Origin of the sequence: uncultured Treponema sp. (assembly GCF_946187725.1) — a bacterium.
Taxonomy (GTDB): Bacteria; Spirochaetota; Spirochaetia; order Treponematales; family Treponemataceae; genus Treponema_D.
The window spans coordinates 1-20702 of record NZ_CAMHSK010000003.1; the positions used below are offsets into that span (position 1 = coordinate 1).

General features: G+C 43.4%; 19 protein-coding genes. 15 read left to right on the plus strand and 4 right to left on the minus strand.

What is annotated here, in order from left to right; all coding sequences use genetic code 11:
* Nucleotides 1-167: 167 nt before the first annotated feature.
* The 5 genes from aroA to Q0Q74_RS01970 all read left to right on the plus strand — a co-directional run bounded on the left by aroA (nucleotide 168) and on the right by Q0Q74_RS01970 (nucleotide 5969).
* On the plus strand, nucleotides 168-1568 hold the full coding sequence (aroA, locus tag Q0Q74_RS01950) for a 3-phosphoshikimate 1-carboxyvinyltransferase (protein ID WP_294427986.1): 1401 nt from the start codon (nucleotides 168-170) through the stop codon (nucleotides 1566-1568).
* A 3-nt stretch (nucleotides 1569-1571) separates the two neighbouring features.
* On the plus strand, nucleotides 1572-3254 hold the full coding sequence (locus tag Q0Q74_RS01955; RefSeq protein ID WP_294427989.1) for a formate--tetrahydrofolate ligase: 1683 nt from the start codon (nucleotides 1572-1574) through the stop codon (nucleotides 3252-3254).
* Nucleotides 3255-3337: 83 nt separating this feature from the next.
* Complete coding sequence (locus Q0Q74_RS01960) at nucleotides 3338-4153, plus strand: hypothetical protein (RefSeq protein WP_294427991.1); 816 nt, start codon at nucleotides 3338-3340, stop codon at nucleotides 4151-4153.
* A 111-nt stretch (nucleotides 4154-4264) separates the two neighbouring features.
* Nucleotides 4265-5206, plus strand: a complete 942-nt coding sequence (locus Q0Q74_RS01965) for an ABC transporter substrate-binding protein (protein WP_294427992.1) — start codon at nucleotides 4265-4267, stop codon at nucleotides 5204-5206.
* A 16-nt stretch (nucleotides 5207-5222) separates the two neighbouring features.
* Nucleotides 5223-5969: a hypothetical protein gene (locus tag Q0Q74_RS01970; RefSeq protein ID WP_294427994.1), complete on the plus strand. Its 747-nt coding sequence runs from the start codon at nucleotides 5223-5225 to the stop codon at nucleotides 5967-5969.
* A gap of 95 nt (nucleotides 5970-6064) precedes the next feature.
* Here the strand turns inward: Q0Q74_RS01970 and ybaK are convergent, their stop codons facing one another.
* Nucleotides 6065-6553 carry a Cys-tRNA(Pro) deacylase gene (gene ybaK / locus Q0Q74_RS01975; protein WP_294427996.1) on the minus strand — a complete coding sequence of 163 codons (489 nt, stop codon included), beginning with the start codon at nucleotides 6551-6553 and terminating at the stop codon, nucleotides 6065-6067.
* 73 nt (nucleotides 6554-6626) lie between these two features.
* Between ybaK and Q0Q74_RS01980 the strand changes: the two genes are divergently transcribed.
* From Q0Q74_RS01980 to Q0Q74_RS01995, 4 genes are all read left to right on the plus strand, one after another.
* Entirely contained in the window at nucleotides 6627-7190 is a 564-nt protein-coding gene (locus Q0Q74_RS01980; protein WP_294427998.1) for a hypothetical protein, read from the plus strand.
* Nucleotides 7187-8557, plus strand: coding sequence for an MATE family efflux transporter (locus tag Q0Q74_RS01985; RefSeq protein WP_294428000.1), 1371 nt, complete (start codon nucleotides 7187-7189; stop codon nucleotides 8555-8557). Before Q0Q74_RS01980 ends, Q0Q74_RS01985 begins: the two co-directional genes overlap by 4 nt.
* A 64-nt stretch (nucleotides 8558-8621) precedes the next feature.
* Nucleotides 8622-9542: an ABC transporter permease gene (locus Q0Q74_RS01990; RefSeq protein ID WP_294428001.1), complete on the plus strand. Its 921-nt coding sequence runs from the start codon at nucleotides 8622-8624 to the stop codon at nucleotides 9540-9542.
* The gene (locus Q0Q74_RS01995; protein ID WP_294428003.1) at nucleotides 9536-10336 is read left to right on the plus strand and encodes an ABC transporter ATP-binding protein; all 801 of its coding nucleotides are present in this window, start codon (nucleotides 9536-9538) and stop codon (nucleotides 10334-10336) included. Before Q0Q74_RS01990 ends, Q0Q74_RS01995 begins: the two co-directional genes overlap by 7 nt.
* 29 nt (nucleotides 10337-10365) lie before the next feature.
* Here the strand turns inward: Q0Q74_RS01995 and Q0Q74_RS02000 are convergent, their stop codons facing one another.
* Nucleotides 10366-10908 carry a DUF5666 domain-containing protein gene (locus Q0Q74_RS02000; RefSeq protein WP_294428004.1) on the minus strand — a complete coding sequence of 181 codons (543 nt, stop codon included), beginning with the start codon at nucleotides 10906-10908 and terminating at the stop codon, nucleotides 10366-10368.
* 172 nt (nucleotides 10909-11080) lie between these two features.
* Between Q0Q74_RS02000 and Q0Q74_RS02005 the strand changes: the two genes are divergently transcribed.
* From Q0Q74_RS02005 to Q0Q74_RS02030, 6 genes are all read left to right on the plus strand, one after another.
* Complete coding sequence (locus Q0Q74_RS02005; protein WP_294428006.1) at nucleotides 11081-13933, plus strand: amino acid permease; 2853 nt, start codon at nucleotides 11081-11083, stop codon at nucleotides 13931-13933.
* A 36-nt stretch (nucleotides 13934-13969) separates the two neighbouring features.
* A complete protein-coding gene (locus Q0Q74_RS02010; RefSeq protein WP_294428007.1) occupies nucleotides 13970-15673 on the plus strand; it encodes an EAL domain-containing protein in 1704 nt (567 codons plus the stop codon).
* Nucleotides 15660-16004, plus strand: coding sequence for an Hpt domain-containing protein (locus tag Q0Q74_RS02015; protein ID WP_294428009.1), 345 nt, complete (start codon nucleotides 15660-15662; stop codon nucleotides 16002-16004). Before Q0Q74_RS02010 ends, Q0Q74_RS02015 begins: the two co-directional genes overlap by 14 nt.
* Before the next feature lie 73 nt (nucleotides 16005-16077).
* Nucleotides 16078-16665 carry a hypothetical protein gene (locus tag Q0Q74_RS02020; protein ID WP_294428011.1) on the plus strand — a complete coding sequence of 196 codons (588 nt, stop codon included), beginning with the start codon at nucleotides 16078-16080 and terminating at the stop codon, nucleotides 16663-16665.
* On the plus strand, nucleotides 16632-17327 hold the full coding sequence (locus Q0Q74_RS02025) for a response regulator transcription factor (RefSeq protein WP_294428013.1): 696 nt from the start codon (nucleotides 16632-16634) through the stop codon (nucleotides 17325-17327). The genes Q0Q74_RS02020 and Q0Q74_RS02025 overlap by 34 nt, the downstream gene beginning before the upstream one ends.
* Nucleotides 17324-18676, plus strand: a complete 1353-nt coding sequence (locus tag Q0Q74_RS02030; RefSeq protein ID WP_294428015.1) for a cell wall metabolism sensor histidine kinase WalK — start codon at nucleotides 17324-17326, stop codon at nucleotides 18674-18676. Before Q0Q74_RS02025 ends, Q0Q74_RS02030 begins: the two co-directional genes overlap by 4 nt.
* Nucleotides 18677-18693: 17 nt before the next feature.
* Here Q0Q74_RS02030 and Q0Q74_RS02035 read toward each other — a convergent pair whose 3' ends face one another.
* Together Q0Q74_RS02035 and gpmI are read right to left on the minus strand one after the other, a co-directional pair.
* Complete coding sequence (locus tag Q0Q74_RS02035; RefSeq protein ID WP_294428017.1) at nucleotides 18694-18831, minus strand: hypothetical protein; 138 nt, start codon at nucleotides 18829-18831, stop codon at nucleotides 18694-18696.
* Nucleotides 18832-18913: 82 nt separating this feature from the next.
* The gene (gpmI, locus tag Q0Q74_RS02040; protein WP_294428019.1) at nucleotides 18914-20581 is read right to left on the minus strand and encodes a 2,3-bisphosphoglycerate-independent phosphoglycerate mutase; all 1668 of its coding nucleotides are present in this window, start codon (nucleotides 20579-20581) and stop codon (nucleotides 18914-18916) included.
* Nucleotides 20582-20702 lie beyond the last annotated feature (121 nt).

Consider the following 20702-nt stretch of genomic DNA (forward strand, 5'->3'; position numbering starts at 1 on the left):
GTTTTCTTCAAATGGGGTTACCTGTAGAACAAATTGCCCAAGGGGTTGGGCTTTCAGCTGAGGAAATTACGCACTTGCAATAACGGAAAGAGTACTAAAATTGGCGGATATGAATAATCAGTGCTTTCCTAGTGTCAATTCCGTGCGAAATATGCTACACTGACAACATGAACATTATCGCATCACGCTCAACTTTGTCGGGGGCAATTACTGTTCCTGGCTCAAAATCTCATACGATTCGTGCTCTCCTGCTGGCAACTATTGCAGAAGGGGATTCTCATATAAAAAATCCACTGCCAAGTGCAGACTGTCTTTCAACGGCGGCCGCTGTTCCGCTTATCGGTTCGGAAATTGACCTTAATCTTTCTACGGAAGGAGAGCCTGGCACTGAGTGGATTGTAAAAGGTGCCGGTAAAAATCTTCATCTTCCGGATGATGTAGTAAATGTTGGTGATTCTGGTTCACTTTTGTATTTTCTTACGCCTATTGCGGCTTGTTTTGAAGGAACTTCTGTCTTTACGGGCGATGCAAGTATCCGAAGGCGCCCTGTCCTTCATGTGGTTGATGCTTTGACTCAGCTTGGCGCGGATGCTTTCGTAACTCGACCAAATTCAAACGGCTGTCCTCTTGTGATTACTGGTTCTATCAAAAACGGTGGTAAAGTCAAAACGGCCGGGGAAATTTCAAGTCAGTATATTTCCGGACTGATGATGGCCGGAATCCTCACGGAAAATCCTATTGAAATTGAACTCACAAATCCAAAAGAAACTCCATATCTCACAATGACTCAAAAATGGCTCGAAAAAGTCGGCATTAAATGTCAAATTTCTGAAGATTTTAAGCATATAAAGGTAGCTCCCTGCAAATCTTTCAAGGGCTTTGATGTCACGATTCCAAGCGACTGGGAAGGGGTTGCATTCCCGCTGATTGCGGCTCTTATTACAGACAGTAAAATCACTATTGAAAATGTGGATTCAAGCGGCACTCAGGGAGATGATGCAATTGTTTCCATATTACAGTCTATTGGTGCGGATATTGTTTGGGATAAAAATGCTGAAACTCTCGTGGTTTCCGGTGGAAAATGCTCAAAAGACGGAATCGGCAGGCTTTCAACAGAAAATTGCCCGAACGGTGAGCTTCATGTTAATATTTCCGGTTTCCCTGATGCAGTGTGTGCTTTGAGTGCGATTGCCTGCTTTACGGAAGGAACGGTCGTAATTGAAGATGCGGCAGTTTGCCGTCGAAAAGAAACAGACCGCCTCAAAGTACTCAACATCGAACTTTCACGGCTTGGTGCTGAAATTGAAGAAAAAGAAGATTCTCTGATTATTCACGGTCACTCGCCGCTTCTCAAAGACGGCTCTCCGAATCCTTCATTCAAATTGCATGGCGCTGTCTGTGAAAGCTATGATGACCATCGAATGGCAATGTCTCTTGCCTGCGCTGGCTTAGGTCTTGCTGAAGGTGAAAAAATAATCATTAATGATGCGGAATGCTGTTCAGTCAGTTTCCCGCATTTTTACGAGATAATGAATAAAATCAACGCAAATTACAAAACTGAGGAGTAAAAAATGACAGATATTGAAATTGCACAGAAGAATAAAATGATTCCGATTGTTGATGTGGCAAAAAAAATCGGAATTGAAGAAGACAGCCTTGAACTTTACGGAAAATACAAGGCAAAAATCACAATGGAAGAACTTCGTGCCTTGCAGAAAAAGGCAAGTGATCCAAAGAACCGCGGCAAGCTGATTCTTACGACTGCCCTCACTCCGACTCCTGCCGGCGAGGGAAAATCAACTGTCTCAATCGCATTGGGTGACGGACTCAATAAAATCGGCAAAAAAGCTGTAATTGCACTCCGCGAACCTTCACTTGGGCCTTGCTTTGGCGTAAAGGGCGGTGCATGTGGCGGCGGTTACGCTCAGATTGTTCCGATGGAAGACATCAATCTTCATTTTACAGGTGATATCCACGCAATCTCTATTGCAAACAACTTGATTGCTGCCCTCATCGATAACCACATCAAGCAGGGAAATCAGCTTCAAATTGACCCGCGCACAATCTCATGGAAACGCTGTGTTGATCTTAACGATCGTGAGCTTCGAAACATCGTTGTTGGAATGGGCGGAATCGCAGACGGAATGCCCCGCGAAGACCATTTCTGCATCACGGTTGCAAGCGAACTCATGGCAATCATCTGTCTTTCAACATCAATTTCTGACCTCAAAAACCGGGTTGATTCAATCATAATCGGAAAGACCTTCGACAAACGACCTGTTAAATTCGGTGAACTCAAATGTACGGGTTCGATTGCCGTTCTCCTTAAAGACGCAATCAAGCCGAATCTCGTTCAGACTCTTGAAAAAAATCCTGTTTTTGTTCACGGCGGACCATTCGCAAATATCGCTCAGGGAACAAACTCTGTAAATGCAACGCTTTCTGCCCTTGCGACCGGCGATTATGTTGTAACCGAGGCAGGCTTTGCGGCTGATTTGGGTGCCGAAAAATTCATGGACATCAAGTGTCGCGCTGCAGGAATTTCTCCTTCGGTAGTTGTAATCGTTGCGACTGTTCGTGCACTCAAAATGCACGGTGGCATGGCAAAGGCTGACCTATCAACTCCGAGCGTAGGCGCATTGCAGGCCGGTTTTGAAAATCTGGCGGTTCATATCGAAAATATCGCAAAATTCGGTGTTCCGGCTGTAATCGCTGTCAATAAATTCATCACTGATACAGACGAAGAAATCGCATTGCTCGAAAAACTCTGTGAAGCTAAAGGCGCAAAAGCTGTTCTCTGTGAAGGCTGGGGCAAAGGCGGCGAGGGTGCAACTGAACTTGCAAAAGTCGTTGCAGAAGTTGCTGATTCTGGCAAAGCGGACTTCCACTATCTTTATCAGGCTAACCTTTCATTTGCTGATAAAATCAAAATCCTTGCAAAAGAGATTTATCGTGCAAAGGATGTTGAATTCGCTCCGAATGTACTTAAAAAGCTCCGTGAGTACGAGGAACTTGGCTACAAAGACCTTCCTGTCTGTGTTGCAAAAACTCAGAATTCAATCAGTCACGACCCGAAACTCATGGGTGCACCGCGCGATTACATCTTCCCGATTCGTGATGTTCAGCTCTATTCGGGTGCGGGCTTCGTTGTCGCTCTTGCCGGTGAAATCATGACGATGCCGGGCCTTCCAAAACTGCCTGCCGCCCTTAACATCGACATCGATGACGACGGCAACATCAGCGGATTATTTTAGTTAGCAGTTAGCAATGAGCGGTTAGCAATTATTTTTTTTTCTAACTGCTCTCGGCTACCTGCTCCCTTCTAATTGGAGAAACTATGTTCAAATTCTTTCTGAAAAAAAATTTTTGTGACGGCTGGGATAATTTTTTCTTCCTTGTGCTTTCTAATGCGGTTACAATTGTTCTGCTCGCGGGGAGCTTTTTTGCAATTCGCTTTGCTGTGACTCAAAATCCTTACCTTGCGGCAATTGCTTTCATCATTTGTTCCGGGATTTTGATGGTTTCCCTTTTTGCATGGGGAGCAAATGCTGCAAAAATTGCTGATTTCCGTTCGGCCTCCTTTCCGCTGTTCTTTTCAGCACTAAAGAGCGTGTGGAAAATCGGATTTATGTCCGGCTCTTTGCTTGCACTTGTTCTTCTTATTTTCAGATTTGCAATTGCCTATTATCTTTCGATTTTTTTCAAGGAAAACAGTCTCTTTAATCTTCTTCTGACGGCTGCGCTTGGCTGGGTTCTTCTGGTTTCTGTCATTGCCTTGCAGTGGTTCATTCCGCTTTACTTTTTGCAGGAAAATAACGGATTCAAGAAGTGCCTCAAAAAATCATTCATTATCTTCTACGATAATGTTTTCTTCTCGATTTCAGTTTTCTTCTATAATATAATCCTTTTTGCTCTTTCGTGCGTGTTTTTCTTCATCGTTCCTGGACTCAACGGCCTTTTGCTTTCTTCAACCAATGCACTGAGACTCAGACTGTACAAATATGATTGGATTGAGAAAATGGCCGAAACAGATCCGAATTTTGCGAATGACCGTGATAAGCGAAATGAAGTTCCCTGGGATGAATTGCTGGCAGATGACATGGAATCGCTTGGCCCAAGAAAATTGCTTTCATTTGTATTCCCGTGGAAGTAGAGCAGAGCTTTTACAGGCTGTTTTTGTCAGTCAAAATATTTTGCTTCTATTGATAGAAGTTTCAATAAGTTGTAGACTTAATTCATTCTTTAAAATTAGGAGAAAAAGAAAATGAAAAAACTTCTTACTGCTGCTGCTCTTTTAACTGCAGCTTGTATTTTGACCGGATGTAACAAAAAAGACGGCAAAATCAGAATTGGTGTTATTCAGCTTGTTGAGCACCCGGCTCTCGACAAAAGCTATCAGGGCTTCGTTGATGGTCTTGCTGAAGCTGGCTACAAAGACGGTGAAAATATCGTTATCGACTATCAGAACGCACAGGCTGAACAGGCAAACTGTGTTACTATCGCAAACAAATTCATCAATGATCGCGACGACTTGATTTTTGCAATTGCAACACCAGCTGCACAGGCTGTTGCTAATCTCACCAAAAAAATCCCGATTCTCGTTACAGCTGTTACTGATCCAGAGACAGCAAAACTCGTAAAATCAAACAAAAAACCAGAGACAAATGTTACAGGTACTTCTGACTTGACTCCAGTTGCTGCTCAGATCAGCCTTCTCAAAAAATTGGTTCCAACTGCAGAAACCGTTGGCCTTTTGTATTGCTCAAGCGAAGCAAACTCTATCTTCCAGATTAACATCGCTAAAGAAGCATGTCTTGCAAACGGCCTTGCATTCCTTGAAGGTTCTGTTTCAAATTCGAATGAAATCCAGCAGGTAACACAGAGTCTCGTTGGCAAAGTTGATGCATTCTATATCCCGACTGACAATATGCTCGCTGCAGGCCTTGCAAATGTTGCAATGGTTGCTAACAACGCAAAACTCCCGACAATCTGTGGTGAAGACGGAATGGTTGTTTCTGGTGGCTTGGCTACTTACGGAATCAACTACTACGAGCTTGGAAAACTTACTGCAAAACAGGCTGTAAAAATCATCGAAAAAGAAGCTACTCCGGCAACAATGCCAATCGAGTATCTTGAAAAATTCGATTTCACTTACAACAAAGACACAGCTGCAGCAATCGGAATCGAAATTCCTGACAATCTCTAATAAAAAGGGGTAATTTATGAACGCGAAGATTAGAAATCTTTTTACTGCTGCCATGTTTTTTTCAGCTATGGGGCTTTTTGCTCAGGAATCTGAAGCGGCTCCGGTTGAAGCTCCTGCTTCTGAGAGCGTAGAGCTTTCGGCATCGGCAGAAAACTCTTCTGAAAGCCTGCCTGCAAATGAATCAGAAGTTTCGGATGAAAATGACAGTGTTTTTCTTAAGAATTTCACAAGTCTTCGCGGTCATCGATTTTTGGAAGCTCGTGCTGCCATTCCGTTGTTCCCGTTCTTTACATCGCATGGCGTTTTCCAGTCTTTTGGAGCCGGAATGAGCGATGTATTCGGAACGATTTTTTCGTTCGGCAATGATTATGACCACATGACTCCAAAACTTGCCACTGATTTGAATGTCACTATTTACCCGCCGTTTGCAAACTTTCACTGTGGTTTTATGGCCGGTGCTGCTATTGATACATGGAATTCCGATTCAAACACTTACTCAATGAACTTTTACTATGTGGGATTCCATGGCGAGTACTGCCATTTAGTGTTCAACGACATCGGTACAAGACTTTCGCTCTACGGCGAGATTAGTGTTGGTGCAATGGAGTTCGATGACGAGGATTCAAAGGATTACCATTTCGCATTTGACCTCTGTCCGTTCGGAATTCAGTTCTGCCCAGAAAAAAATATCGGAATCTACTTTGAAATCCCGCATTTCGGTGCACGCCCCTTCTTCCAGACAGGAATTTCTATAGGACTATAGGGCGAAAATTCTATTGTCTGCCGCTGCTCCGTGGCTCGCTTTCGCTCGGTGCCACAGGGCACTGGCAAAGCCACCACTCCGTAGCTGGCGCCGCATTAACCTTCCAAAATCAAATCAACTGGCTGTGCATCACTTGCCTTAATAAGGTCTTCGGGCTTAATTGCTATCTGTTCCCCGCGCATTCCCGCACTCACATAAATCTTTTCGTGATTCAATGCTGATTCATCTATAAAAGTCGGAAATTTCTTTTTCATTCCAAGTGGAGAACATCCGCCACGGATATAACCTGTGAGCGCCAGAAGTTCTTCTGGTTTGACCGGTGAAATTTCTTTTGCACCGCAGGCATTTCTTGCTTTTTTGAGGTTTATTTCATGGAGTGCGCTCTGGCAGAAAACAAATACCTGTCGGCTTTCACTTCTCATCACAATCGTTTTGAAGCACGCTGCCGGATCAATGCCGAGTTTGGCTGCTGTCTGACTTGCTGCTCCGTGTGAAAGTTCATGCTCACCATCATCATCGTAAGAAAGAACTTCGTATTTTATCTTCAGGCCGTCAAGAATCCTCATTGCATTTGTTTTTTTCATTTTATTTTCCTCTGAAGTATGTTATAGTAAAAATTGAAAAAAAGAAACCGCATGGTTATAAAGGACGGGGATTATGAGCCAGAATTTTCAGGATGTATTAAGCACATTTTCAGAGAAACTTGCACGCTTCAACAAATCCTCAAAAGCAGAGCGTGTCGTTCCGCCGTCCAAAAATTCCTACTACGAAGAAAAGTTGAGGGAGCGCGGCGAAAAATTGCGTTCTTCTGTCGCTCAGACTTATAAAATCTTCCGCTCACCCTTTGAAGTCCTTGGTGAAAATTCCGAAAGAGCGGCATCTCTTGACCGTGACGAGCAGAATCTTATAAAGGCGTATAATCTTTACAAATCCTGCATGGACATAAATAAGGAAAATCAGGACGAAATCGGGGCGACTTACATAAAAAATATTGAAATCTATTCTCCGCTGGCTGACAAGGCAAGCTACACACAGGGCGGGCAGTTCATCTATCTTCTTTGCTGGCTTTATTTTGAGCAGAATTGCCAGGAATTTATGCCGTTTTTTAAGGAAATTGAAAGCCATTGTGTGTTATGCTTTTCAAGTTCGGAAAATTTCCACTTTTCAGACCCTCACGAAAAGGAAATTTTTGACCTTGTAAAAGCGGAGTTTTATTCATGACAAAAGATTTAACAAGCGGTCATCCACTTAAAATCATTTTCAATTTTGCTGTTCCTGTTTTTTTTGGTTATCTTTTTCAGCAGTTTTATAATCTTGTCGATACAATCATCGTCGGTCAGTTTTTGGGCGTAGATGCTCTTGCGGCAGTCGGTTCCACTGGAAGCCTCAATTTCTTCATAATCGGATTCTGCATGGGCGTGTGCTCCGGCTTTGCAATTCCTGTTGCGCAGAAATTCGGCGGAAATGAATATACGACAATGCGTCAGTTCGTTTTCAATGCATGGATTCTTGTAGCTGCTTTTTCAGTTTTCATCACGATTCCGACTGTGCTTTGCTGTCGTGAAATGCTCCTCTTTCTAAAAACGCCTTCAAATATCCTCGATATGGCAAATTCTTATTTTTCGATTATTCTTGCGGGAATTCCTGTTGTTTTCTTCTATAATATTCTTTCCGGCGTGATTCGTTCTGTGGGTGATTCAAAGACACCTCTCTATTTTCTATTGATTTCGGCCTGCCTGAACATTTTTCTCGACCTGCTTTTTATCGCGGTCTTCAACTTTGGAATTCCCGGTGCGGCTTATGCGACTGTCATTTCGCAGGGAATTTCTGGAATCCTGTGTTTTTTTTACATGAGGTCAAAATTCGAAATTCTTCGTCTTTCAAAAGAAGATAAAATCTTATCAAGGCGGAAAATGCTCACTCTTTTGGGAATTGGTGTGCCAATGGGGCTGCAATATTCAATCACGGCAATCGGAAGCGTTATCTTGCAAAGCTCTGTAAATGTGCTTGGCTCAATTTATGTCGCAGCGATGACTACCGCTCAAAAAATCTCGATTTTCTTTTCGACTCCCTTTGACGCTTTGGGAACAACAATGGCAACTTATGGCGGCCAGAATGTCGGGGCTAAGAAAATTGAACGGCTCACACCGGGGCTTTTCTGGGGCTCTGCAATCGGTTTTGCATGGTCGCTAGTCGCACTTGTGATTCTGTACTTTTTCTATGATAATCTGGCCGCGCTTTTTATCAGCGGAACCGAATCCGCTCAAACTTCAGAACTTGTGATTAAGAATGTTTTCTATTTCCTCATGGCGAACGGCTGCACTTACTGGCTTCTGACGCTTGTCAATGTAGTCCGTTTTATGATTCAGGGAATGGGATTTTCACGGCTCGCGATTTTTGCAGGAGTTTTTGAACTTGTCGGTCGTGCTACAATCGGTCTTTTTCTTGTTCCTGTATTCGGTTTTCAGGGGGCCTGTCTTGCAAGTCCGCTTGCATGGGTTCTGGCCGACGCATTTTTACTCCCGGCATATTTTTCGAGCAGAAAAAAGCTGATTAAAATGTTTGCAGAAGGAAGACGGCCTGCTTAATTGTGGCGCTGCATTTTTCCCTCACTGATTGCTAACTGCCAATATTTTCTATATTATATTCGGTATGATTCAAGGCATTTTTATTGAAGGTATGATTTTCGGAATCATGGTACTGGGTGTATTCATGACTTTCCGTGTTTTAAATTTCTGCGACATGACTGTGGACGGCTCTTTTCCGCTTGGAGCCTGTGTTCTTGCAGCTTGTCTGGTTCACGGTATTTCGCCCTCGCTGGCTCTTTGTATTGCTTTTGTCGCCGGAATGCTTGCCGGTCTTTTCACTTCGGTGATTTATACAAAACTCCGCATTCCTGATTTGCTTGCCGGTATTTTGATGATGACCATGCTTTATTCAGTGAATCTGCGTGTCATGTCTAATCAGGCAAATGTTTCTCTCCTTCGAATTCCAACGACTTTTTCTAATATCAAGAATCTCATGAAGGCTTATTTTCCTTTGATTTCTCCTGACTGGGGAATTGTATTCTTCCTTTTGATTTTTGTTGGAATCCTGCTCGTGATTCTAAATCTTTTCTTTTCAACTGATTTTGGCCTTACGATGGGCGCCCTTGGTTCTAATCCGCAGATGGTAATTTCACAGGGCGTTGACCCAAAAATCGTTCGTGGCGTGGGAATTTGCTTTGGTGACGGACTTGCTGCTTTGAGTGGAGCGCTTTTTGCAATGTATTCAGGATTTTCTGATGTCGGAAGCGGAAGCGGTGTCGTGGTCTCTGGATTGGCTTCATTGATGCTCGGTGAATTTGTCATTCATTCGAACAAAATCGGATGGCAGACTTTGCGCGTTATTTTAGGTTCAATCATCTACCGTGCGCTCATGTTCTTTGCCCGCCGTTACGGTTACAATATCGGAATGAACGCCAATGACTTAAAGCTCGTTACGGGCTTGCTGATTATAGTGTGCCTGATTGTCTCAAAACAAGACATCATCGCCTGGCTTAAGCAGCACTTGAAAAGGAACGAAACATGCTAAAACTTGAAAATATCGGAATCACTTTCCACCCGAATACACCAGATGAAAACACTGCCCTCAAGAATGTAAATCTTGAAATCAGAAAGGGTGACTTTATCACGGTGATTGGCTCGAACGGAGCCGGAAAATCCACTCTCTACAATATTATTGCAGGAACTCTAAAGCCCACGACGGGCACGCTTCTTCTTTCGGCAGATGAACAGTCTGCGCCAAAGAATATCACGAATGATCCTGAATACAAAAGGGCTCGTTATATCGGCCGAATTTTCCAGAATCCGCTTTTAGGAACTGCCGGAAGAATGAGCCTCGAAGACAACATGATGATTTGTTATAAGAAGGGCTTCAAGGGCTTGAAAATCTCGCTGAACAACAAAATGCGTGACTTTTTCCGTGAGCAGCTTAAAGTCCTTAATATGGGGCTCGAAAATCGTCTCGGCGACAATGTTGACCAGTTTTCAGGAGGGCAGAGGCAGGCTCTCACGCTTTTAATGGCTGTTATGAGCAAGCCGAGCATTCTTCTTCTTGATGAACATACCGCCGCCCTTGACCCGACGAACGCTCAAATCGTTATGGATTTAACCCGCCGTTTTGCCCAGGAATACAATCTTACGGTGATGATGGTCACTCACAACATGCAGCATGCCCTCGATTTCGGAAACCGTCTGATTATGATGAATAAAGGTGAAATTATAAGCGACATCAGCGGCGACGAAAAAAAACAGCTCACGATGGATTCAATCGTTGAGCTGTTCAAAAAAATCAAAGTCAATAACGACAATGTTCTGCTGAATTAGAGCGTCCGTTCGAATGTCGAGTTTTCGCTTTATTCTTTTACAACGATAATTCGTGCGGCTTCGATTGTTTTTGTCTCTGTGTGCATCTTTTTGACTGCGACCCAGTCTCCGGCCTTTAAGTCAGAGATTTTGAGTTCGTTGATTTCTGGTCTTGGGAAATTGTTTTGCTCACGGCCCAGCTTTCTTTTTTTCTCGGATGGTGCATTGTCTTTTTCTGCAGGCTCATTCTCTTTAACAGAAGGCGATTTGCGTTCTTTCAGCTTTGTGAACGGATTTACATGAACCTGTGTTTCCTTTCCGTCTGCGTCTTTTACGGTCAGCGTTTTTGTTTCTGCGTTTACAGCGGTGATTGTTCCGAGCAGGTCAGCATTTTCGATTCCGCCGAATTCGGGTCCATTCATCCAAGGCATATTCGGAGTGCATGGATTGAAATTTCTTTCAGAAAAATTTCCCATTGGATGCCCGAATGGATTCATGGGAGAATTCTCTTTGCCTTTAGCGAAAGCCTGTGATGAGCCGATTCCAAAAACGAGTGCGGCAACTGCGACTGAAGTGAATAATGATTTTTTCATATTAAACTCCTTAAAATTTGCGGCGGAAAGAAGGAAAAACGCCTGATAAGATTTATCAGCACAAGCTGACGATACTAACTTTAGCGTATCTGGTGCAACAGGACATTAAAAATAGATGAAACAAAGATTAAAAATTTCTCAGATTTAATTTTCTGTGTTATAATTTTTAATCATGCATCAAGAAAAAACTGGCTTATTATCAAATGTATGTTCTGGAATCCAAATATGGACTTTAGCTTTGGGCTGTATTATCGGATGGGGTGCCTTTGTCATGCCTGGTACCACTTTTCTTCCCGAATCAGGCCCGCTCGGCACGATAATCGGTGTTGTTATTTCCACCGTTATGATGCTTGTCATCGCCACAAATTATTCCTATCTTGTGCAGAATATTCCCGGAACCGGTGGCCCGTACATTTACACGCGCAATATTTTTGGCCGTGATCATGCCTTCCTTGCAATCTGGTCTTTGGAATTGGCTTATGTTTCGCTTTTGTGGGCGAATTCCGTCACTTTCACCATGATGACGCGCTACTTTTTTGGAGACATCTTGAGCTGGGGCATTCATTATAAGGTCGCAGGTTATGATATTTTTGCCGGTGAAATCATAATCAACATCATAATCGACATGATTTTTGCCTTTGTCGTATGCTTTTTACCGCGTTTTGCCTCTGCTCTTCGAGTGTTCTTTGGAATCACGCTTTTTGCCTCTGTCGTCCTTCTTTTTGCCTTGATTGTCCATGCTCAGGGCGGTTTTATGATTCCGCGTCCGTTTTTTAACAACCGGGAGTCAAGCGTGAATCAGATTCTTCATGTGGTCGTTCTGGCACCGTGGATGTTCGTTGGTTTTGAAGTCGTCGGGCAAGTCATTGACAAAGTGAAGGTGAAGGCTGGTTCCGTATTTAAAATCGCAGGTTTTGCTATTTTTGCGGGAATGCTCATCTATATTTTCATGCTTTTTGTCGCTTGTGCCGGTGTTCCTCCTGAATATGCGAACTGGCATGCCTATATCGGGCATTTAAAATATTTCCGTGGATTAAAGCAGATTCCGACTTTCTACAATTCGTATGCAATTTTGGGAACTAAAGGTCTTGTGCTTGTTGGAATCGCGGCACTTTCTGCCCTCACAACGAGCGTTCTGGGCTTTTTCAATTCATCCATGCGAAATCTTCAGATTATGGCGAATGATAATCTGATTTCGAGCAAAATTGCAAAGGAAACGAACGGAAAGCCAAAGCTCGCTGCCCTCGTAATCTTTTTGCTCTGTCTTCCTATTCCTTTTTTGGGCAGAACGGCAATCGGCTGGAACGCTGACATCGCGACTTTAAGCGTTTCAATCGTCTATATGTACATTTCAATCTGCTGCTACCTCACCGCAAAAGAAAAGGTGAGCAGAAGGCACATGGTTGGCGGCGCAGTCGGGGCATTGATTTCCGCACTGAGTTTTATTCTGCTTTTGGTTCCGAATATTTTCACTGAAGATGTGCTTGCTCCTGAGTCATATTTTATGCTCACCGTCTGGAGTCTTTTGGGAATCGTCTTTTACTGGTTTATTTTCAAAAAAGATAAAGACAGGCAGTTTGGTTATTCTTCGGTCATGTGGATGATGATGTTTTTCATCTTGTTTTTTGCGCTCGGAATGTGGTTCAGACTAACTACAAAACATCAGATTGAAACGGCTGTCGGCCCACATTCAATCATCAATACTGTGCTTATCCGCAATAATTTGATTCAGATTTTCGTTCTGGGATTTGCGCTGATTATGCTTTTCAGTCTTTTTTCAACGGTCTTAAAGCGCGAAAAGGATTTGGACTATAAGATTATTCAGGCAGAAGAACGAGACAAGGCAAAATCGGACTTCTTTTCAAATATGTCGCATGATATACGCACCCCGATGAACGCGATTATCGGCTACACGGATTTGGCTCTTCTGGACACAAAAAACACGGAACTGGTTGAAGAATACCTCAAGGATATTAAGATTTCCGGCGACTACCTTCTTTCGCTTATCAACAATATTCTGGAAATGAGTCGAATTGAGCGTGGCAAAATGGAACTCGTTAATACCCCTGTGAATATCAAAAAGCTGCTTATGGACATCCGCACTATCGTTGATTCGCAGGTTCAGCAAAAGCATCAGACTCTTGTAATAAATGCGCCAATAAAGAATGAGCTTGTTATGTGCGACCGGCTTCGTCTTAATCAGGTTCTCTTGAATCTCGTATCGAATGCCATAAAATACACTGACGAGGGCGGAATTATTGAAGTTGATGCCGCACAGGAAGATACAGAAGAAATGGCCTGCTTCACATTTAAAGTCCGTGACAATGGAATCGGAATCGCACCGAAGTTCCTTGAAAAGATTTACGAGTCTTTTGAGCGGGAGCGTGAATCTCTCGTGAACGGCGTGCAAGGCTCTGGTCTTGGGCTTGCAATCACAAAGTCAATCGTTGATATTATGGGCGGTGAAATCTCTGTTGAAAGCAAACTTCATAAAGGCACGGTTTTCACTGTAAAAGTTAATTTTCCGGTTCTTCTTGAAGCCGAAAAAGCTGATGAACTTGAAGTGCTGGATGAAGAAGTTGAAAAGTCTCCTGCGCAGGTTGAAGAAGAAAACTCGCATCAGGCAGAAATCGCCAAAAAACTTGCAGGAAAGAAGGTGCTTGTTGTTGACGACATCGACATTAACCGCAAGCTGATTATACGCAATCTTGCTCGCTTGAACATGCTCTGGGATGAGGCTGACAGCGGAAGGGCGGCGGTTAACAAAGTAAAATCCGAACCGCAGAAAACTTATGATATAATCTTGATGGACATTCACATGACAAACATGGACGGCTATCAGGCAACGAGTGCAATCAGAATGTTGCAGAACAAAACAAAGGCCAATGTTCCGATTCTTGCACTTACGGCTGATGCCTTTGAAGAAGACCGTAAAAAGGCCGAAGAAGCTGGAATGAACGGCTTCATCACAAAACCGATTGACCGAATCAAGCTCATAGAATGTCTTGGCAAACTGATAAATTAAAAGGGTGAACTGAGTGCAAAAAAAGGAGGAGATGCTTTGAAAGAATTCCTTGAGAACAGGCTTAAACTCAAACGGCGAATTCTTGTCGTTGATGATGAAGAAATTGAAAGGAAAATGCTCAAAAGAATGTTGCAGAAAGATTACAGGGTCTTTCTTGCTGCTGACGGGCAGGAAGCGCTTTCCATCATGAAAGAAAATCAGGACACGCTTTCACTCGTGCTTCTCGATCTTCTTATGCCAAAAATGAACGGTTATGATTTGCTGGCCGAAGTCGCAAAAAACGAGAATTTACGGAAAATCCCGATTATTGTTCTTACGGCGGACAATTCAGCTGAAGTCAAAAGCCTTACGATGGGAGCGGCTGACTTTATTCCTAAACCTTATGATATTCCTGAAGTCGTTCTCACTCGAATCAACAAGACAATCCTTTTATATGAGAGCCTTAATCTTATTTCTGCCACAAAGCGTGATTCTCTCACTGGGGTTTTGCAATGGAAATATTTCATGAATTATGTTGGTATGGCAGACAATTACGCACCGGAGCAGGACAGGGATATTCTTGTTCTTGACATAAACCGATTCCATATTATAAACGAAATTCACGGTCGCCATTATGGAGACCGTGTGCTTGCCGCTGTCGGAAAAACAATCACTGAATATATCGATGACAAATACGGTGTTTCATGCCGCAGTGGAACGAATTCCTTTTACATTTATCTTTTTCATCAGGATAATCCCGAAGAGCTTTTATGGAAAATACACCTTGCCCTTGAAGATGCGCTTGGTGAAGACAAAATCAGCATAAGAATGGGCGTTTATTCCCATGTTGATAAAAATCTTGAAATTGAAAAGAGATTTGACTGTGCTCTTCTGGCCTGCAAAAGCATAAAAGAAAACCGCAAAGGTGACATTGCTTATTATGACATTGACATGCACATCAAAGAGCATTATGAAGAACGGCTTATGCAGGATATGGAAAAGGGAATTGCTGCGGGGGAATTTGAAGTCTATTATCAGCCCAAATTTGCAATTCAGGCCGAACAGCCTTATCTCAGCTCTTCGGAAGCACTGATTCGCTGGAAGCATCATGAACTTGGCGTAATCAATCCTGACACTTTTATTCCGATTTTCGAAAAGAACGGCATGATTCAGAAACTCGATCAGTTCATCTGGAAAACGGCCGCAAATCAGGTCATGGAATGGAAGAGAAAATTTGGTGTAACAATCCCGATTTCAGTGAATGTTTCAAGAATTGACTTGCTTGAACCTAATTTCGTCGAGACGATTTGTAAAATCGTGCGGGATGCTCAAATTTCCCCAGCGGAATACATGATTGAGATTACGGAATCGGCCTATACAGAAGACTCGCAGAATATCATCGACATCGTGCAGCAGTTGCGGAATTTCGGTTTCCATATAGAAATGGACGATTTTGGAACAGGCTATTCTTCGCTGAACATGATTTCATCTCTCCCAATCGATGTTCTCAAACTCGACATGGCTTTTGTAAAGCATATTCATGAAGATCCCAAGGCACTCAGGCTGGTCGAAATCGTAATGGAAATTGCGCGGCTTCTGAATGTAAAGGTCGTTGCGGAAGGGGTTGAAGTTGAAGCACAGCACGAACTCCTAAAAAAAATCGGCGTAAACCTAATTCAGGGATTTTATTATTCGCGTCCTGTTCCGGCAAAAGATTTCGAGGCTTTCATAAAAGAAAGGGTGTCGTATGACTATAATTAAGTTCTTGAAGGATGCTGGTTGTGATGTCGAGACGGCAATAAAAAGGTGCGACAATGACGAAGAATTCTACCTTGAGCTGGTGGAATCTGCTCTTAAAGAAAGCCGCTATTCAAAGATTTCAGAACAGCTTGATTCTCAGGACTGGAAAGGTGCTTTTGAAAGCTCTCATGCCTTAAAAGGCGTTGTCTCAAATCTTTCGCTTGCACCGCTTGTCGATATTGCTTGTGAGCTTACGGAAAAGCTTCGTCCGATGAAAGAATGTGATTGCACTGAACTTATGACAAAACTGCTTGAAGCACGCAAGATGATTTGTCAGGGATTGAACGGCTAAGATTAAAGAATTTTCATGAAAAGTTCATCGATTATTCAGAGAAAAATCGCGGTGCCTGTGCTATAATTTTTTCATGCGGAAAAGATTTTCTTTCCTGATTTTGCTTTTTCTCGTTTTTAACGGATTTTCTGCTTTTTCTGAGCAATCCGAGCCTCTTCCATCTGACTGGCATGAAAAGGAGCATTTTTTACCGCCACGCCAGATGCCGCCTCGTGACATAATGAATTTCAATGGCCGTAAAATGCAGAAGCGTGAAGAAAAACTCAGCGTGATTGGCGTAAAAGTTTTCGATATGGGGAATTTTCTTTCGCTTTCCGTGATTTTTAACGCACCGCTCGATTCAAAATCAATTCAGAGCCGGGGATTTCTGATAAACGAAAGACCCCTGCCGCCTGATACAGAGTTTCTTTTTAATAAGCCGCGAAACATGATTCGATTTGAAGTAGATAAAGCTTTTTGGGAATACGGTCAAGGCTTTGTAGGTTCTGGTTTTACGGAAAATCAGTCGGAATCTTTCTCTCTGAAAGTCCTGTTTGCCCGTTCTTTTGACGGAAAAATGATTCAGCCGGTCGAAATCCAAAATCTCGAACCAAATTCTTTTTATAAATACAGCAGAAAGGAGCAGAAATGGCAGAAATCACCAAAAAAAACAGAATTTTGATTGTAGAGGATGATGCTGAACTTTCAAAAATCATGCAGCTTGAGTTGAGCCATGAAGGCTTTGAGGTAATAAGTGCTTTTGATGGCCGGGAAGCTCTTGAAAAAATTGAAAATGAAGAGCCTGATTTGATTCTGCTCGATGTAATGCTCCCAAAAATGAGCGGGCTTGAAGTCCTTCGAAAACTCCGGGGCGATATGAATTCTGATTTGCCGGTGATTTTGGTGACAGCACGCGGCGAAACAATCGACAAGGTTGACGGCTTGAACAGCGGTGCGGATGATTATATTGCAAAGCCTTTTAAAATCGAAGAACTTCTTGCTCGGATGAATGCAGTCTTGCGCCGTAGCCAGAAAAAATCCTCTGTCGTAAGGAATGTGCTGAAAAACGGCCTTATAGAAATGATTGCCGATGAAATGAAAGTCATTTTTGAAGAAAAGTCCGTAGAGCTTTCAAAAAACGAATTCCTTCTTTTAAAATACTTCCTTGAAAACACAGGAAAAGTCCTTTCGCGCGACGAAATCATTAAAAAAGTCTGGGGCGAAGACTATTTCATCGAAGAAAACAGCGTTGATGTATATGTGCGGCATCTGCGTTCAAAATTCGGTGATGAAGTGATTAAAACTGTGCGGGGAATGGGCTATATCATGCAGGAGGCTGAATGAGAAAGGAGGCGTTACGGAGGGCATTTCCGTTAAAAGGGGGAGCAAAAAACGCGTCAGTGCCTGAACCGCTTTCTCCTTCCATATCAATTCCGCTGGCATTCAGGTTCATGCTTCTTCTGGCCTTTGCAATGCTTTCTCTAGCGTTGATTTTTGTTCAGCTTTTGCGGCTTTCTGTCACGCACAAACAGGATTCTGATTTGGAGAAGGGCATTTCGCTTGTCGCACAGACTCTTCGGGGCGGGGGAGCGGACGAGCTGGCTTTTCTGGAGCTTCCTTATTACATCACTTACACGGTTTATGAGAGCAGTTCGAAGAATGTTTTGGCCACGAACGATTCACTTTTACCGCTTTTGGATTCGGAAAGGGCGAATAACTATTTTGAGAAAAATTTTTACACAGACAGTGATTTGAACATCCGTTTTCAAACAAAAAAAATTGATTTTGAAGGGCAAAAACTGATAATCGAGTGCGCGATTGATATTGCCAACGATTCTGCCGCCCAGATGCTTCATCTTCTGCCTTATCTTGCGCTGGTCGCTCTGTTGCCCGTTCTTTTTATTTCTTTCGTGCTTTCTTATTTGATTTCACGACAGACGATTGCCTCTTTTAAAAAGCTCCGTTCTGATTATGACAGGGAAAAGGAATTCACGAGCAATGTCAGTCATGAGCTTAAAACACCGATTTCGATTATTTATGGTCATGCCAATCTTTTGAAACGCTGGGGAAAAGATGATAAAAAACAGCTTGATGAGTCGATTGCTGCGATTCTTCATGAGACAGAGAACATGAATTCGATTGTCACGACTTTGCTTGATATGAGCAGGATTGAAAACGGAAAGCTCAAAGTTGAAACAAGCAGGTTTTTCGTGACCAATTTTTTTGCAAAATTGAAAGAAGAGTTTAAAATCACGCGCCCTGATGTAGCATTTGAAATTAAAGACGAAGAATTTCTTGAAATCGAAACGGATGAGCAAAAACTGCATCAGATTTTTACGGTGGTTCTGTCAAATTCCGTAAAATTTGCCGGAGAAAATTGCAGGATTACGCTTGAAGCAAAAATCGGCGGCAATGGAAGAATTGAGCTTTCTAGCCGGGACAATGGAAGGGGATTTTCAGAGAATGAACTGCCTCATGTTTTCGAGAGATTTTACAAAGGCGATTCATCTCATGACAGAAATGTGAGCGGTTCAGGACTTGGGCTTGCAATTGCTAAAGTGCTTGCAAAGGCACTTGAGGCAGAAATCTTTGCTGAAAATGCAGAAAATGGCGGTGCGGTAATAAAACTCGTGTTCACAGACAAAAAAAATCCGCCTCGTAATGAAGACGGATTTCCAGCAGGTTCGGAATGAACCGTATTCAGCAAAAATTATTTTGATTTAGAATCAGCAGCTGACAAAGAAGCAATGAGTGCGTAGTTTGCAGCAGTTCTTTTTGCCTGTTTCTTGCTGTTAGCGCGTGTTGTTTTGTTGCTAACCAATGGTCGGAATCGTCGTGCAAGTCTCATACAGAATTCTCCTTAAAAAAGTGTATGCCATTATAGCAGAAAAAAGAATGCCGTATCAAGTACGGTACGGCATTCCGAAAATTTATTTCATGTTAATGATTGATTTGTCGTAGTCGCTTGGTGGAACAAAGCCCATCAAGTTAATCAATGTTGCTGGCCATGAAGAAATTCCAAGACCGCTGTTCAAAGATGTGTTGTCGTACTCGCCTTTGTATTCCGGGTCATAGATGATGCCTGGAACCGGGTTCAAGCTGTGGCTTGTTTTTGCCTTTGGCTCGCCAGAAGCTTTGTCCATTTTGACAGAACCGTCTTTTGCGTGTTCGTACATATCGTCTGAGTTTCCGTGGTCAGCTGTGAGACAGAGGATACCACCGGCTTCATCGATTGCTGCCTTGATGCGGCCAAGCTGCAAGTCCATGCCTTCCATAGAGCATACAACTGCGTTGAATACGCCTGTGTGTCCAACCATGTCGCCGTTCGGGAAGTTGAGGCGGATGTGGTCATATTTGCCAGATTTGATTGCTTCGATTACTTTGTCAGTGATTTCAGCACATTTCATCCATGGGCGCTGCTCGAACGGAACGACATCTGAAGGAACTTCGATGTAGTCCTCAAGTTTCTCATCGAATTTGCCCTGTTTGTTACCGTTGAAGAAGTATGTTACATGGCCGTATTTCTGAGTCTCAGAGATAGCGAGCAATTTAACGCCTGTTTTTGTGAGGTACTCGCCCATTGTGCGGTCGATGCTTGGCGGGTTAACGAGGTACTGAGCAGGAACATGTGCGTCGCCATCGTATTCCATCATGCCGGCATATTCAACAGCTGGAACGCGAACACGGTCAAATGGCAAGTCGCCGCCCTTTGGTGTTTCGAATGCACGAGTCATTTCGAGAGCACGGTCGCCACGGAAGTTGAAGTAGATTACACTGTCGCCATCTTCGATTGTGCCGACAGCCTTTCCGTCTTTTGCGATTACGAATTCGTGCATATCCTGGTCGAGAAGGCCTGGAACCTCAGCACGGTATGTTTCGATTGCTTTTGTAGCTGATTCGAATTTGCGTCCTTCGCCCAAAACATGAGCCTTCCAGCCGCGCTCTACCATTGACCAGTCTGCATTGTAGCGGTCCATTGTCATGTACATTCGTCCGCCGCCAGAAGCAATCTGATAGTCAACGTCTGCAAAGCCTGCAAGGAACTCTTCGAGCGGAGTGATGTAGTTGAGAGCAGATGTAGGATCAACATCGCGGCCGTCCAAAAGTGCGTGAACGCGGAGCTTTTTAACGCCGTCTTTTGAAGCCTGTGTGACCATTGCTTTGAGGTGGTCGATGTGAGAGTGAACATTGCCGTCTGAAACCAAACCAATAAAGTGCAATGTTGAATTTTTGTCGTTTACATTTTTGACGAGTTTTTTCCATGTGTCAGCGGCGAACATTGAGCCGTTTGCAATTGACTCGCCGACGAGTTTTGCGCCCTGAGCGAACACGCGGCCACAACCCATTGCATTGTGACCGACCTCGCTGTTTCCCATGTCGTCATCAGAAGGAAGACCAACTGCTGTACCGTGAGCCTTGAGCTGAGTGTGAGGGCAGTTTGCTGTGAACCAGTCGAGGTACTTCATTTTTGAAGCCTTAACAGCATCTCCTTCTTCATATTTACCATATCCAACGCCGTCCATAATTACGAGAACTACAGGACCACGGCGGCCTTTCCAGTTTGGATTTTTTTCCAAAGCATGCATTGTATCTGCCATAAGAATCTCCATTTGGGCGTTTCTCGCCCGCCTTCAGCGGTCGAGCCAGGCTTTTCGCAGTTCCGCTATCGCTCCATACCGCAAGCGGTACAGCTAACGCTGCTGCTACAATCCTTAACGC